At 69.3% G+C, this 15349-nt stretch carries 13 protein-coding genes; 8 read left to right on the forward strand and 5 right to left on the reverse strand.

The window, feature by feature from the left end:
* The 3 genes from HBF32_RS12680 to HBF32_RS12690 all read right to left on the reverse strand — a co-directional run bounded on the left by HBF32_RS12680 (position 1) and on the right by HBF32_RS12690 (position 5069).
* Entirely contained in the window at positions 1-2526 is a 2526-nt protein-coding gene (locus HBF32_RS12680; RefSeq protein WP_166699964.1) for a DNA topoisomerase I, read from the reverse strand.
* A gap of 96 nt (positions 2527-2622) precedes the next feature.
* A complete protein-coding gene (gene dprA, locus HBF32_RS12685) occupies positions 2623-3768 on the reverse strand; it encodes a DNA-processing protein DprA (RefSeq protein WP_166699965.1) in 1146 nt (381 codons plus the stop codon).
* Positions 3769-3914: 146 nt separating this feature from the next.
* Positions 3915-5069 carry a LysM peptidoglycan-binding domain-containing protein gene (locus HBF32_RS12690; protein WP_166699966.1) on the reverse strand — a complete coding sequence of 385 codons (1155 nt, stop codon included), beginning with the start codon at positions 5067-5069 and terminating at the stop codon, positions 3915-3917.
* 183 nt (positions 5070-5252) lie between these two features.
* Between HBF32_RS12690 and def the strand changes: the two genes are divergently transcribed.
* Genes def through rsmB form a run of 3 tightly spaced genes read left to right on the forward strand, consistent with a single transcriptional unit; the run spans position 5253 to position 8020 of the window.
* Positions 5253-5756 carry a peptide deformylase gene (gene def / locus HBF32_RS12695; protein ID WP_166699967.1) on the forward strand — a complete coding sequence of 168 codons (504 nt, stop codon included), beginning with the start codon at positions 5253-5255 and terminating at the stop codon, positions 5754-5756.
* Between the two features lie 3 nt (positions 5757-5759).
* Complete coding sequence (gene fmt / locus HBF32_RS12700) at positions 5760-6704, forward strand: methionyl-tRNA formyltransferase (RefSeq protein ID WP_193570366.1); 945 nt, start codon at positions 5760-5762, stop codon at positions 6702-6704.
* Positions 6701-8020, forward strand: coding sequence for a 16S rRNA (cytosine(967)-C(5))-methyltransferase RsmB (gene rsmB, locus HBF32_RS12705; RefSeq protein ID WP_338039777.1), 1320 nt, complete (start codon positions 6701-6703; stop codon positions 8018-8020). Before fmt ends, rsmB begins: the two co-directional genes overlap by 4 nt.
* Here the strand turns inward: rsmB and HBF32_RS12710 are convergent.
* Positions 7981-9117 (reverse strand): glycosyltransferase, encoded by a 1137-nt coding sequence (locus tag HBF32_RS12710; RefSeq protein ID WP_166699968.1) that lies wholly within the window; start codon positions 9115-9117, stop codon positions 7981-7983. The two genes, rsmB and HBF32_RS12710, sit on opposite strands and share 40 nt — an antisense overlap.
* Positions 9118-9280: 163 nt before the next feature.
* Here HBF32_RS12710 and HBF32_RS19630 point away from each other — a divergent pair, with 163 nt between their 5' ends.
* Genes HBF32_RS19630 through HBF32_RS12730 form a run of 4 tightly spaced genes read left to right on the forward strand, consistent with a single transcriptional unit; the run spans position 9281 to position 13837 of the window.
* Positions 9281-10534, forward strand: coding sequence for an O-antigen ligase family protein (locus HBF32_RS19630; RefSeq protein WP_166699969.1), 1254 nt, complete (start codon positions 9281-9283; stop codon positions 10532-10534).
* A 1-nt stretch (position 10535) separates the two neighbouring features.
* A complete protein-coding gene (locus HBF32_RS12720; RefSeq protein ID WP_166699970.1) occupies positions 10536-11531 on the forward strand; it encodes a glycosyltransferase in 996 nt (331 codons plus the stop codon).
* A 45-nt stretch (positions 11532-11576) separates the two neighbouring features.
* Positions 11577-13517, forward strand: coding sequence for an ArnT family glycosyltransferase (locus HBF32_RS12725; protein ID WP_166699971.1), 1941 nt, complete (start codon positions 11577-11579; stop codon positions 13515-13517).
* Positions 13514-13837, forward strand: coding sequence for a tetratricopeptide repeat protein (locus tag HBF32_RS12730; RefSeq protein WP_166699972.1), 324 nt, complete (start codon positions 13514-13516; stop codon positions 13835-13837). The genes HBF32_RS12725 and HBF32_RS12730 overlap by 4 nt, the downstream gene beginning before the upstream one ends.
* Here the strand turns inward: HBF32_RS12730 and HBF32_RS12735 are convergent.
* A complete protein-coding gene (locus HBF32_RS12735) occupies positions 13812-14717 on the reverse strand; it encodes an LpxL/LpxP family acyltransferase (RefSeq protein ID WP_166699973.1) in 906 nt (301 codons plus the stop codon). The genes HBF32_RS12730 and HBF32_RS12735 overlap by 26 nt on opposite strands.
* A gap of 55 nt (positions 14718-14772) precedes the next feature.
* Between HBF32_RS12735 and dtd the strand changes: the two genes are divergently transcribed.
* The gene (gene dtd / locus HBF32_RS12740; protein WP_166699974.1) at positions 14773-15213 is read left to right on the forward strand and encodes a D-aminoacyl-tRNA deacylase; all 441 of its coding nucleotides are present in this window, start codon (positions 14773-14775) and stop codon (positions 15211-15213) included.
* Positions 15214-15349 lie beyond the last annotated feature (136 nt).

Genomic DNA, 15349 nt, shown 5'->3' on the forward strand with positions numbered 1-15349 from the left:
TCAGTCGGCCGTGCGCGACACCGTCTTCGCCGCCGCGGTCTTCTTCACGGCGGCCTTCTTCGCGGCTGTTTTCTTGGCGGCGGACTTCTTCGCCGTGGCCTTCTTCGCAGCCGTCTTCTTCGCGGTCTTCTTCGTCGCGGTCTTCTTCACGGCGGCCTTCTTCGCCGTCGCTTCCTTGGTCGCGACCTTTTTCGCCGCGGCTTTCTTGGTGGCCGTCTTCTTCGCCGCGCGGCCGCCGCGCGGCTTCTTCACCGGCGCCGCCGCGAGCAGTTCCGCGCATTCCGCCTCGGTGAGCGTCTTCGGGTCGCGGTCCTTCGGGATGCGCGCGTTCTTCTCGCCGTCAGTGATGTACGGGCCATAGCGGCCGTTGAGCACCTGCACGCCATTGCCGAAGTCGAGGATCGTGCGGTTCGCGATGGCCTCGAGTTTTTCCTGCACCAGCTGCAGCGCGCGCGGCAGTTCGATGGTGTACGGATCGTCTTCGGCCTTGAGCGAGGCATACGTGCTGCCTTGCTTCACGAACGGCCCGAAGCGGCCGATGCCCACGGTGACTTCTTCGCCCGCCTCGGACTGGCCGAGGGTGCGCGGCAGCTTGAACAGCTCCATCGCCTCGTCGAGGGTGATGGTATGCATGCTCTGCCCCGGGCGCAGGCTGGCGTAGGTCGGCTTGGCCTCGTCGTCCTTGCTGCCGATCTGCGCATAGGCGCCGTAGCGGCCGAGGCGCACCGATACCGGCTTGCCGCTCTTGGGGTCCGTGCCGAGTTCGCGCGCGCCGGTGGCCTCGCTGCGGTCGACGGATTCGGTCTTGTCGTCCACCAGCGTCTTGAACGGCAGCCAGAAGCGCTCGAGCAACGGCACCCAGGCTTCCTCGCCACGGCTGACGGCGTCCAGCTCGTCCTCGAGCCGCGCGGTGAAGTCGTAATCCACGTACTGCTTGAAGTGTCCCGAAAGGAACTGGCTCACCGCACGACCGACGTCGGTCGGCTTGAAGCGGCGATTCTCGAGCAGTACGTACTCGCGGCTCAGCAGCACCTGGATGATGCTGGCATAGGTCGACGGACGCCCGATGCCGTATTCCTCCAGCGCCTTGACCAGGCTGGCTTCCGAGTAGCGCGGCGGCGGCTCGGTGAAATGCTGGTCGGCGGCGATCTGCGATACCGGCACCACGTCGCCCTGGGCGAGGCGCGGCAGGCGGCGCTGGTCGTCGTCGTCCTCGTTCTTCTGGTCGCGGCCTTCCTCGTAGACGGCCAGGAAGCCCGGATCGATGACCGTCGTACCGCTGGCGCGGAACGCGGAGTCGTCCACCGGAAACTCCACGGAGACCGTGTTCATCGTGGCGTGGACCATCTGGCAGGCGACGGTGCGCTTCCAGATGAGTTCGTAGAGCTTGCGCTGGTCGTCGTTGAGGAACGAGGCAACGCTGCGCGGCGCGCGCATGGCCGAGGTCGGACGCACGGCTTCGTGCGCTTCCTGGGCGTTCTTGGACTTCGACTTGTAGACCTGCACACCCTCGGGCAACGCCGATTTGCCGTATTCGCGCCCGATCAGGTCGCGGAGCTCGGCCACGGCATCGTCGGAGAGCGCCACGGAGTCGGTACGCATATACGTAATGAGACCGACGTTGCCCTCGCTGCCCAGCGAGACGCCCTCGTAGAGACCCTGGGCCACGCGCATGGTGCGGCTGGTGGAAAAGCCCAGCTTGCGCGCGGCTTCCTGCTGCAACGTGGAGGTGGTGAACGGCGGCGCCGGGCGGCGCTTGCGCTCGCGGCTGGTGACGTCGCCGACGGTGAAGCGGCCGCCCGCGGCCTTCTCCAGCGCCCCGCGCGCCGCCATGGCGTCGGCCTCGTTGGTCAGGTCGAACTGCTCGAACTTCTTGCCGTTGAGCTTCACCAGGCGGGCTTCGAAGGCCCCCTCCGGGTGCATGAGGCTGGCCTGGATCGTCCAGTATTCGCGCGCCTTGAAGGCCTCGATCTCGAGCTCGCGCTCCACGATCATCCGCAGCGCCGGCGACTGCACGCGGCCGGCCGACAGGCCGCGCTGCACCTTGCGCCAGAGCACCGGCGACAGATTGAAGCCCACCAGGTAATCCAGGGCACGGCGGGCCTGCTGGGCGTCGACGAGGTCGTGCGAGAGCTTGCGTGGGTTCGCCACGGCCTCCTTGATCGCCTTCGGCGTGATCTCGCTGAAGACCACGCGCTGGACGTCCTTGCCCTCGAGCAGGCCGCGCTCGCGCAGGATCTCGCTGATGTGCCAGGAGATGGCCTCGCCTTCGCGATCCAAGTCGGTCGCGAGGTAGATGCTGCTGGCCGCGCGCGCCGCCTTGGCGATGGCGTCCACGTGCTTCTCGTTGCGGTCGATCACCTCGTAGGCCATGCGGAAGCCGTGCTCCGGATCGACCGCGCCCTCCTTCGGCCGCAGGTCGCGGACGTGGCCATACGACGCCAGCACCTGGAAGTCGGCTCCCAGGTACTTGTTGATCGTCTTGGCCTTGGCCGGCGATTCGACGATGAGGAGGTTCTTTGCCATGCGTTACCGATTCCGAGGAGCGCGGGGGCGAGTGAACCCCAGCGTATGTATATATTTAGTTGGAAACATATCGCCGTGACGGCTGTCAAGCCGCGGCTACCGGATCACCCGCTGGTAGCGGTTGCCGGGCAGGGCCGCGATTTCGCCTTCGAGTTCCAGTATCAGCAGCATCGACGACAGCGCCCCAGGGGAGAGGCCCGTCGTGCCCACAAGGGCGTCGAGGGAGGCGGGATCGTACCCCATGACGTCGAGCAGGCGGCGATATTCCTCATCCTGGCGCCAGTCGAACGGGCCTTTCTTGGGCTTAACACTCCTTTCGGCGCCCCCGCCCCCTTCCAGCCGGGCCCGCAATTCCGCGCCTAGCTCCATGGCGGCCGGCGCCAGCGCGGCCAGGACCTCCTCCGGCCGCTGGACCAGCCGGGCTCCGTCGCCGATCAGGGCGTGGCAGCCTTCGGCCAGGGGGTTGTGGATCGACCCCGGGAGGGCGAAAACCTCGCGTCCCTGCTCGCCCGCATGGCGGGCCGTGATCAGCGAGCCGGAGCGCAGGCCGGCCTCGACCACGACCACTCCGAGGCTCAGGCCGGCGATGATCCGGTTCCGCTGGGGGAACTGATGGGCCAGGGCCGGGACGCCAGGCGGGTATTCGCTGACGATGGCCCCCTGCTCCGCGATGCGCCGGGCCAGGGCGTGATGCTTGCGGGGGTAGACCCGGTCCGGCCCCGTGGCGATCACGGCCACCGTCGGCTGGCCGGCGTCCAGGGCGGCCATGTGGGCCGCCCCGTCGACGCCGTCGGCCATGCCGCTGGTGACCAGCAGGCCGGCCGAAGCCAGTTCGGCGGCGAAGCGGCGGGCATTGGCAAGACCGGGCTCCTGGGCGCGCCGGGCGCCGACGATGGCCACCTGCGGGCGCAGCAGCAGTGCGGCATCGCCCTTCACGAACAGCGCGGCCGGCGGGTCCGGAACGGCCTCCAGCTGGGGCGGGAAGTCTTCCTCGGTGCAGCGGAGCATCCGTTGGTCCGCGCCGGCCAGCCAGGCGAGGTCGTGGGCGAGCGTGGCTTCGTCGGGCCGTTCGATCCAGGCCCGGCCCTCGTCGTCGAGCACGTCGAGATGGCGCGCCAGCCAACGCAGCAGGGCCGAGGGGCTGCCGCGGGCGACGAGCCCTTCGCGCAGGCGCCTCGCGCTGAAGCCGGGAAGGCGCAGGAGGATCAGCCAGTCGCGCAGGTCGTCGTCGGAATCGGTCATCCGCGCAGTTTAGGGGGGCGAGCTGTCCGTCTTCTGTAGGGACGCCGAGCCGGACATGTAGGAGCCGCTATAGCGGCGAGGGCAATCTTGCGACGCTGTCGCGGGATTTTCTCGCCGCTATAGCGGCTCCTACAGCAGGCGCGGGATTATTCCGGGGCGACCAGCTTGTCGCCCTTCTTCAGCGGGCGCAGCGCATCCATCACCAGCGCATAGCTCACGTGGTCGAAGGTGCGGAAGACCATGATGTGGCCGCCGTATTCGTCGGGCAGTTTCACATGGCGCGAGGTACCGCGGCGGTTGTAGTTGCCGCTGACCTCGTCGGCGATCGTCTCGCCCTGGCTCATCACCGTAAAGGTGGTGCCGTTGTCGACGCCGTCGGCCGAGCCGGCCGAGATGGACACCACCTGGCGGCTGCCCACCGCGTGGAGCGCGTCGGTGAAGCCAATGACGCGTCCGTCGGCGGGCACCGACTTCGGCGCGTGCGGATAGAAATAGGGGTCGTACGGCTTGTCGTCCACCTGCATCAGGCGGTCGCCCTTGCGCACTTCGAGGGTCGAGTCCACCAGCACCAGGCTGGCGACGTCGCCGTTGGTGGCGATGACTTCGGCCGTGCCGATCACCGAGACCTCGACGCCACGGTCCTCGCCCTTGCCGGTATGCGTGTCGTGGCGGGAGTCCTCGCGCCACGGGCTCGGCGCCATCGACACGTCGCTGTCCAGCTCGTCGGCCACGAAGGAGCCGTGCGAGGGGTTGTTCAGCATGTCGAAGCCGCCTTCGTTGCCACCGTGGTCGCGGAAGCGGTTGGTCGGACGAACGATGGCCCAGCGCTGGCCCGGCTGTGCGGCGTCGAGATCGCGCGCGTAGATTTTGTTGCCCGGCGTGGCGCGCAGGTGCGCTTCCTCGAAGCCCACCAGATAGGGGGCCTGCTCGACCTCGTCGGCGTTCATGACCCGCAGCTCCTTGAGGAACATGCGCAACTCGCTGAGCGGGATGGCCGTGACCGGCTCCCCATCGGTGCGGACGCGCGGCTGCAGGCCGATGCGCGGGCCGCCGCCCAGCATCGACAGGTTGAGCACGTCGCCCGGGTAGATGAGGTGGGGGTTGCGGACCTGGGGATTCGCCTGCCAGATCTCCGGCCAGAGCCAGGGCTTGCTCAGGAAACGGGCCGAAATATCCCAAAGGGTGTCGCCCTTGCGCACCGTGTAGGTGTCCGGGTGGTCAGGACGAAGCTGCGACACTGCCGCGTAGGCAGCCACAGTGAAAAACATGCCGCCAAGCAGCATGGCGAACTTCTTGATCATGGCGGGTTTTCCCCCTTCCCCGGTGCTGTCGCGAGTGTAACCGAATCGTTAATGGGCACAATACGTGCCCCGCGCTAGAATACGGGGGCATCCTACCTTCGCCGCTGCTTGGATTTCGCCGATTTGCCCGCAAATCCGCGGACGAGGCGCCGCATTCGGCCCGTGACGTTTCAAGGTGACACCGTGTCCACCCTCGCCATCCTCGAATTTCCCGATCCGCGCCTGCGCACCGTCGCCGCGCCGGTCACCGTCTTCGACGACGAACTGAAGCAGTTCGTGGCCGACATGTACGAGACCATGTATGCCGCCAACGGCGTGGGCCTCGCCGCCACCCAGGTCAACGTGCACAAGCGCGTGCTGGTCGCTGACATGAGCGACGACCGCAACGAGCCGATGGTGCTGATCAATCCCGAGATCCTCGAGAAGGACGGCCAGCAGGTCTACCAGGAAGGCTGCCTGTCGTTCCCCGGCATCTATGCCGATGTGACCCGCGCCCTGCACGTGAAGGTCCGTGCGCAGGACGTCGAGGGCAAGGCGATTCTCATCGAGGCCGAGGGGCCCCTCGCCGTCTGTATCCAGCACGAGATGGACCACCTCGCGGGCAAGGTCTTCGTGGACTACCTGTCTCCGCTGAAGCGCGGCATGCTGCTCAAGCGGATGGAAAAGCAGCGCAAGGCCAGCGCCTGACCGATGGCGAACCCTTCCCTGCGGGTGGCGTTCGCCGGAACGCCCGATTTCGCCGTCCCCTGTCTCGAAGCCTGCCGCGCCTCCGGCGCGGAGGTCGTAGCCGTCTATACCCAGCCCGACCGCCCGGCCGGGCGCGGCCGCAAGCTCGCCGCCAGTCCGGTGAAGGAAGCCGCCCTCGCCGCCGGCATCCCGGTCGAGCAGCCGGAATCGTTCAAGGCCGAGGCCGATCGCTCCCGCCTGGCCGCTTACGCGCCCGACCTCATGGTGGTCGTGGCCTACGGGTTGATCCTGCCGCGTAAGGTGCTCGCCATTCCCCGGCTCGGGTGCTGGAACGTGCACGCATCCCTGCTGCCGCGCTGGCGTGGCGCCGCGCCGATCCAGCGCGCCATTCTCGCGGGCGACGCCGAGTCCGGCGTCGATCTCATGCAGATGGAAGCCGGCCTCGATACCGGACCGGTGCTGGTCGAGAGGCGCACCCCCATCGCCGCCGACGAAACCGGCGGCAGCCTTCACGACCGCCTTTCCGCGCTCGGCGCCGATGCGCTCGCCGAAGGCCTGCGCCGGACCCTGGCGGGCGAAACGCTCGCACCGCGTGCCCAGGCGGCCGAGGGCGTCGAATACGCGCACAAGCTCGACAAGGCCGAAGCGCGCCTCGACTTCACCCAACCTGCCGCCGCGCTGGAGCGCAAGGTCCGCGCCTTCGATCCGTGGCCGGTGGCGGAAGCCGATATCGCCGGGGAACGCCTGCGCATCTGGTCGGCCCGCGCCGTGGCCGGTATCGCCGGTGCCGAGCCGGGCCGCATCCTCGCCGCGTCGCGCGACGGTATCGACGTGGCCTGCGGCGAGGGCGCCCTGAGGCTCACGGCGGTACAGCGCGCCGGGGGCCGCCGGATCGGGGTTGCGGATTATCTCAACGCCCGGCCGGAGCTGAAGCAGGCCTCGTCGTGAGTCGCGCCCTTTCCGTGCGTGCGCTGGCTGCCGAGGCGCTGGCCGAGATCGCGCTCTCGGGCCATTCGCTGCGCGACGTGGCCGACCGCGCCCTGCCACGCCTTCCCGATGCGCGCGATCGCGCACTGCTCACCGCGCTGCTCAACGATGGCGCGCGCTGGTGGCCGCGTTTCGACGCGGCGCTCGATCGCCTGCTCGACAAACCGATCCGGCGCAACGAGCCGGCGATACATGCGCTGCTGGTCACCGGGCTGGTCCAGCTGGAAGTCCTCGAGCTGCCGGGCTATGCCGCCGTGGCGGCGACGGTCGAAGCGGTGCGCGAGTTGCGCCGTCCGCGCCTCGCCGGCCTGGTCAACGCCGTGCTGCGCCGCTGGCAGCGCGAGCGCGACGCGCTGTCGGCCGAACTCGATGCCATGCCCGCGACTCGCCACGCGCACCCGGCGTGGCTTGCCGAAGCCATCGCCCGCGACTGGCCGGCACAGGCCGAGGGCGTTCTGGCCGCCGCGAACACGGAACCGCCGCTCATGCTGCGCGCCAATAGGCGCCGCACGGATCGCGACGACCTCGCCGGGCGCCTGCGCGCCGCCGGACAGAATGCGGAACGCCACCCCTGGCTGGCCGATGCGCTCGTCCTGCCGCACAGCACCGATGTGACCCGGCTGCCCGGCTTCGACGAGGGCCATTTCGCCGTCCAGGACGGCGCCGCGCAGGTGCCGGCCGACCTGCTCGACCTTGCCGGGGGACAGCGTGTGCTCGACGCCTGCGCCGCGCCGGGCGGAAAGGCCTGTCACGCGCTCGAGCGGGCGAAGGTCGACCTGCTCGCGGTGGAATTCGAAGACAGGCGCGCACCCCGCATCCGGCAGAACCTCGTGCGCCTCGGCCTCGAGGCGGAGGTCGTCGTCGGCGACGCGGGCGATGCGTCGGCGTGGTGGGATGGCCGCTTCTTCGATCGCGTGATGATCGACGCGCCCTGCTCGGCCACCGGCGTGATCCGCCGCCGCCCCGACGTGCGCCTGCACCGCCGGGCGACGGACATCGATGCGCTGGTCGCGCAGCAGGCGCGCATTCTTGCGGCGTGCTGGGAAACGTTGGCGCCCGGCGGGCGCCTGCTCTACGTCACCTGTTCGCTGCTGCGCCGCGAGAACGAAGGCGTGGTCGGCGACTTCCTCGCGCGACACCCCGATGCCTCGGCCGTGCCGGTTGCTCTTCCGGTCGGGCAGCCGGCCGCCATCGGTTGGCAGATCCTCCCGGGCGACGGCGACCTCGACGGGATGTACTACGCCTTGCTGGAAAAATCGCGGACCAGCGCGGTATAGACGGCCTCGGTCGCGTCCACGAAGCGCTCCATGCCGAATTCCGCTTCCGCGTGCCGCCGCGCGGCCCGCCCCATCGCGGGAAGCGCATCGCGCTCGTCCAGCAGGCGGCGCAAGGCGTCGGCGATCGCTTCGCGGTCGCGCGCCGGGACCACCCACCCGTCCTCGCCCTGCCGGATGTTTTCCGGCAGGCCCGCGTAGTCGCTGACCAGCACGGGCTTGCCCATCGCCATCATTTCGCGGCAGGCGAAAGAAATCGTCTCGACGTCCCAGGAAAGTACGAAGCCGGCGTCCAGCGCGGCGACCATCGGCCGCACGTCGTCGAGCCGACCGGTGAAATGCACCTGCGCGGAAAGCCCCAGCGCCTCCACTCTGGCCAGGTCGTCCGCCTTGGGCAGGCCACCGGCCAGCACGACACGGAACCGCGCACGCTGGTCCCGCGCCAGCAGGGCGAGGGCCTCGACCAGGTCCATCCAGCCCTTGTAGCGCGCCGTTCCGGCATTGCTGCCGATGAGCAGGCGTTCGCCCGCCGCCGCCGGCTCGAGCCAGCCCGCGCGCCGCGCGGGGTCTGCGGCGAGGGGAGCGAAACGTCCGATGTCCACGCCGTTGAATACCGTCGCCACGCGGCAGCGCGCGTACGGCGAGGCCATGACCTGGCGCCGCACGAAGTCGCAGACGGCGATCACCTGGTCCGTCCCGAACCGCGAACGCCAGGCATGGCCGATGCCGGTCATGGGCTTGGAATTGTGCTTGGTGAGGACGACCGGCGGGCGGGGCCGCAGGCCACGGGCGGCCGACATGAGCAGCCGGTGGTCGGCCGAGCCGTTCACATGGACGAGATCGAAGCGCTCGCGGCGCAGGTAGCCCGCGAGCTGCCGCCGGGCGCGGCTCCGTGCCCGGAGACGGCGCAGCCCGTTCGGGAACGGCTGGTCGAGCACCGTCACGCCGGGGATCGCGCGCGCTTCACGGTTGAGGCGACTGCCCGGCGGCGCCGCCACGTGCACCTCGTGGCGCGCGGCGAGGCCCCGGGCCAGCCCGAGGATATAGGTGGTATGCCCGCCGCCGTCGCCGTCGTGAAAATTCGTGAAGAGGAGCTTCATCGGTCCTGGCTTGCGGGAGGAAAGCTGAATTCCGGCCTCCACGCCGGTCGGTCCCGGACGGCATTGGCCGTCAGTTAAAGTACCATGCCCTCGCGCTTGTCCGGCGGCCTGGGTCGCCGCAAGGCGTGGCCTCCGTGCCGTCCCGATCCAAGCAAGGTGCCGAGTGCTCGAAAAAACCAACCCGTGGCGCATGTGGATCGTCTCGCTGCTGCTCGCGGCCATGCCGCTCACGTTCGCGCTGCCGATCAAGGCGAAGTCGATACCCGCCGCCGTCCTGTTCCTCGCCGGCCTCTGGGCGCTGTTGCGCGACCCGGATACGCGGCGCGCCTACCGTCGTGCGGCCTGGGTGATCGGGCCCGCCGCGCTGGCGTTCGCCTTCTGGCTGACGAACGTGCTGGCCCATGGCATCGACATGCGCGCATTCGACGTCACCTCGCACATCCTGGCCTTCCTCGTCATCGCCGCCAACTTCGCCGCGCCGCTGCGCACGGCGGTATTGCGCGTCGGCTTCAGCGTGTCCGCCGGCGTGCTCGGCGCCATCTGCCTGGAGCAGCGCTACATCGAGGGGATCGACCGCGTCTACGGCATGAACAACGGTCTGTGGGGCGCCATCGAGTTCGGTATGTTCATCCTGGTGCTGTCGCTGATCGCGGTGGCCCAGGCACTGCGCGCCGAACTCAGCCGTGGCGAGCGCCTGCTGCATGGCTTCTGCGCGATCATCGGCCTGTACGGCGCGCTCCTGACGCAGAGCCGCGGCCCCCTGCTCGCCTTCCTGCCTGCCTTCGCGATCGTGGTGCTCTTCCAGTCGCGCCGGAGCGGGCGCTGGCGTGAAGGCCTGCTTCTGCTGGCGCTGGGCATCGGCGCCGCGATCGTCGCGGCCAGCACGCTGCATGGCGAGATGCTCGCCCGCTTCGCGGCCGTGACCGAGGAGATGTCCACCTACAGCGAGCAGGATGCGACCGGTGCCGTGCGCGAGCGCCTCGAGATGTGGCGCACCGCGAACATGGCCATCGCCGAGCACCCCCTTGCCGGCGTGGGCCTCAACCAGTTCGGCGATTACGCCCGCGCCCGGATCGCCGAAGGCAAGGTGAACGCGACGGTGGAACGCTACGACCATCCGCACAGCGAATACCTGGAATGGGCCGTGACGGGCGGCCTGCCTGGGCTGGCCGTACTCGTCCTGTTGTTCGGCGGCGCGCTGCTGTTCTTCGGCCGGCACGCGCTGAATCCCGACAACGCCGTTGCCATGCCGGCGACCGCGGGCCTCAGCACGGTCTGCATGTATGCGTTGTGCGGCCTGACCGACAACGTGTTCTACCGCGCCATGCCGCACTCGCTCTACTTCTTCCTGACGCTGGGGCTGGCGGTGTACATCGGCCGCACCCTGAACACGCCACGGCCGCCGGCAGCGCATTGACGTGGCGTCCATCCACCTGATTGCCTGGAACAACGGGCGCGGCCTGAGCCACGACATCCGTCTGCTCGACGCCGCGCTGCGCGACCTGGGACATACCGTCACGATCACCGCCGTGCCGCGACGCAGCCGCGGCTTGCCGTGGCGGGCATGGGCGGCGGCGCTGCGCATGCACGCGCGCTGGCTGACCGGCCGCGGCCCACGCCGACACGACCTCGGCATCACGCTCGAGCACGTGCACACGGCCTACCTTCCGCTGGCCCGGCGCAACGCCTTCATCCCGAACCCGGAGTGGCTGTCGCGCCGCGACCGCCGGCATCTGCGCCGCTTCGACGCGATCCTCTGCAAGACGGCGATCGCGCGGGACACCTTCGCGGCGCAGGGCCTCCCGGTGCACCTCATCGGCTTCCAGAGCATCGATTGCCGGCGCGAGGGCGTGGTCCGCGATCGCACCTTCCTCCATCTGGCGGGTGCCAGCCGGATGAAGGGCACGGAGCGTCTGCTCGATGTGTGGCGCCGCCATCCGGAGTGGCCGACGCTGCATGTGCTGCAGGCGCCGTCGACGGCGATACCCGACCGGCCGGCCGCGGCAGCGAACCTCGACCACCGCGTGACCTACGTGGACGATATCGAAACCATCCGCCGGCTGCAGAACGCCCATGCCTTCCATGTCTGTCTTTCCGAAGCCGAGGGCTGGGGGCATTACATCGTCGAGGCGATGAGCTGCGGGGCGGTGGTGCTGACCACGGACGCGGCGCCCATGAACGAACTGGTGCGGCCGGACCGCGGCCTGCTGGTGGCCGCGCACGAATGCGGCACGCTCAACCTCTCCGCGCTCTGGCGGTTCGACGAAGCCGCCCTGGAGGCCTGCGTCGAGCACGCGGCCGGCATGAGCGACGACGAACTGCGCCGGCTGGGAGACGCCGCGCGGGCCTGGTACGCCTCGAACCAGGCCGGGTTCACGGAGCGACTGCGCGGCGCGGTCGACGCTCTGCTCTGATATCGTGCGGCTAGAATTCATGATCCTTTAACGGTAACGACGCCCTTGTCCAACAGCGCCTATACCCGATCGGAACACCTTCGCGCCCTGTGGCCCTGGCTACCGCTGTGGGCCGCGATGGCCCTGCTCGCCATCTTCGCGCATGGCCCGATGCCGATGTTCTCCACGCGGACGCTCGCCGTCGCCTGGGAGATGTGGGCGCACGGGCACTGGCTCGTGCCGCATATCAACGGCGAGCCGTACAGCGAGAAGGTGCCGCTGCTGTTCTGGATGATCCATGCCGGCTGGGCCGTGTTCGGCGTCAGCGACGTGTGGCCGCGCATCCTCGAAGTGATCTTCGGCGGCGCGCAGCTGGTGATCGCCTCGGTGCTCGCCGCCCGTCTCTTCCCCACGCGTCCGTGGGTCGCCCGCGCCACGCCGTGGCTGCTGATGGCGCTGGCCTACTCATTCCTTTTCGGCCTGCAGATCATGTACGAGGTGCTCCTCGTGGTCTGGGTACTGGCCGCGCTGCTCTGCCTCACGCCCACCGCCACGCGCCCCTCGCCGCGCTGGTGGCTGTTCGGTCTCATGGTCGGCGCCGGATTCCTCACCAAGGGTCCGGTGATGGCGCTGCATGTGGTGTTCCCGTTCCTGTTCGGCCCGCTGTGGAACGACTGGGCCCGGCAGAACAAGGCGCGCTGGTACGGTTTCGGAATGCTCGGCCTGCTGCTCGGTTTCGCCATCCTGCTCGCCTGGGCGATCCCCGCCGGCGAGGCGGGCGGGGAGGCCTATCGCCAGCGCCTTTTCTTCACCCAGACCGCCGGCCGCGTCGTCGACACGAAGGCGGAAGACCTGCAGAACCATGCCCGCCCGGCCTGGTACTACCTTGTGTTCCTGCCCTTGATCCTTTTCCCGCTGAGCGGCTGGCTGCGCGGCATCGTGGCCGTGCCGGCGACACTGTTCCGGCGGCCGTGGCGGCCGGGCACCGGTGTCGCCCTGGTCGTCGCGGGCATCGCGCTCCTGCTGCTCCTGGCCTCGGCCCTGACCACCGTCCCGGGCTGGGTCGGCAACCTGCTGGCCGTCCTCGTCGTGCTGCCCGTGTTCGTCGCACTCATGCGCCAGCCGCTCGAACCGGGGCTGCGCTTCCTCGCGGCCTGGCTGCTGCCCACCCTGCTGACCTTCTCGCTGATCACCGGCAAGCAGCTCTATTACGTGCTGCCCGAACTGGCCGGCGCCACCATGCTGGTGGCGGCCGCGGTGGCCGACCTGCGCGAGCGTCACAAAGGGTTGGCCTCGCATTACGCGCTGGGCACCTGGCCGCTGTCGCTTGGCGCCTTCCTCCTCGCGATCGTGCTCTTCGCCATGCCCTCGGTGGTGCCCACGCGCTTTCCGGACAACATCTGGCTGGTGGGCATGGCGCCCTACGCGCGCTTCTTCGGCGTGATCTTCATCGTCCTCGGCGCGCTCCTGCTGCTGCGCGGCCGCGGCGAGATGCGCAGGCTGGCCTTCGCGGGGCTCATCGGCACGGTAGCGCTGAATGCGCTGTTCACCCTCGGTCTCTGGTACCGCTATGACCTGACCCCGGCCTCGCTGTTCCTCGCGCAGGCCGACGCCGCGGGTCGTCCCATCGGAAATCTCGGCGTGTCGTACAACGGGCAGTACCATTTCGCCGGCCGGCTGATGCACCCGATCGCGAAGATCGCACTCGCTCCGGGCATGCCCGCGCAGGTGGACGAAGACGACGACAGCGTGGTCCACGACGGCGACAGCCTCGCCGATTTCGCCGGCCACCATCCCGACGGCATCATCGTCTCGTACGCGAAGCATCCGCCGGCCAACGCCTTCCGCTACGCACGACTGATCCAGCCGTCGCGCACGGGCTGGCTGATGATCTGGGACGCACCCACGCTGCTGGCCCTGCAGGAGGGCCGCCTGCCGCCGGAACCCAGGCAGCCGACCCTGCTTTACCCGCAGGATTACTGGCGCACCCGGACGGCGTTGCGATGACCGATCCCCTCGTCGAGCGCCTGCGCGCCCAACTCGGCGGCGTTCGCGACGGGGCGTTGCTGCGTTTCTCGCTCGGCAACGCGCTGCTCGGCGACGGTGCCTACGCGGAGGCCGCGCAGGCCTTCCGCGACGCGCTCGATTTCGATCCGCACTATTCGGCCGCGTGGAAGCTGCTCGGCAAGGCCCTGCTCGCCATCGAGGACGACGCGGGCGCCGCCGCCGCCTGGCGCTCCGGCATCGACACGGCCACCGCCCGCGGCGACATCCAGGCCGCGAAGGAAATGACCGTCTTCCTCAACAGGCTTTCGCGCCCGCGTTGATCTTGTACGGGTCCGCCCGGTCGTGCGCCGTGTAACGCTTGTAGTGCCACTGGTACTGCGCGAAGGCCCGCTCCACGCACGCTTCCACGCCGCGGTTCAGCGCCGTGCAGGCGATCTTGAGGTCGGCGTCGTCGATACCCTCCGGGGCGGGCAGGACGTGGATCCGGAAGCCGGCGCCATCGGGGAGGCGCTCGGCGAAGCTGAAGAGCACGGTGGCGCCCGTGCGGGCCGCCAGCCGGGGCAGCAGCACCATGGTGAGCGCATCGACACCGAAGAACGGTGCGAACTCGCCTTCCCCCTCGCGCGGCTTCTGGTCCGGAAGGATACCGACGGTACCCCCGGCGCCCAGGCGCTTGAACAGCGTGCGCACGCCGGCGCCTTCCGCCCTCACCTGCTCCGGCGCCAGCTTGCCGCGCACCTTCCGCAGCAGCGCTTCGATGGCATGGATCCGCGGAGGGCGATAGAGGATCGCCATGGGTGTCTTGCTGCACAGCCAGTAATTCAGCAGCTCCCAGCAGCCCAGGTGCGGTGCCGCGACGATCACCCCCTTGCCCGAGGCCAGGGCCTCGGCGAAAAGCTCGCCGCCCACGACCTCGCGCACCAGGCCCAGCGCCTTTTCCGCGCCGCCGCCCCAGATGGCGGCCACCTCGGTCACCGACTTGCCCGACTCCTCCATGGTCCGGCAAAGCAGCTCGCTCCGCTCCGCGTCGTTCAGTTCCGGGCGGGTGAGACGCAGGTTCACGTCGCTGAACCGGGCGCTGCGGGAATTCGCACGCAGGGAGCGGCGCCCGATCCATGCGCCGATGGCGTGGACGGTCCGCAAGGGCAGCAGGCTCACGAGCCTGAGCAGGAGATAAAGGAGATAGATGTCGGGACGCATCCTGTGAAGTGTAGTTCCCGATTAAGCTTGCTGCCCACCGGCCGCTAAAGCTCTCATGATTGCACTGATCCAGCGGGTCGAATCCGCACGCGTCGACGTCGAAGGGGAAACGGTGGGCGCCATCGGCGCCGGACTGCTCGCGCTGGTCGCGGTGGAGCCCGGCGACGGCGAAGCCCAATGCGTGCGCATGCTCGAGCGGCTGCGCGGCTACAGGATCTTCGCGGACGCCGAGGGGAAGATGAATCTCGGCCTGGCCGATACCGGGGGCGGCCTGCTTCTGGTCAGCCAGTTCACCCTGGCCGCCGACACCCGCAAGGGCATGCGGCCCAGCTTCACCACCGCCGCGCCGCCGGAACAGGGCCGGCGCTGGTTCGACCGCCTGGTCGAATTGGGCCGGATGGCCCACCCGGGGGTGGAAACCGGGCGCTTCGGTGCCCATATGAAGGTTCATCTGATCAACGACGGCCCGGTCACCTTCCACCTGGAGGTGCGCTGAGGCCCTCTTGCGCGGGGCTCCCCGGCCTCGCATCCTCCTCATCGCCCCGCTCGAACCGCCCGCCCCGAAGGGGCCTTTTGGCGCGATTCTTGCGTCCCGTCGGTGAGTCCGATCCACTTGAAAACTGGTCAAAAAA

Source organism: Luteibacter yeojuensis (assembly GCF_011742875.1).
GTDB classification, from domain to species: domain Bacteria; phylum Pseudomonadota; class Gammaproteobacteria; order Xanthomonadales; family Rhodanobacteraceae; genus Luteibacter; species Luteibacter yeojuensis.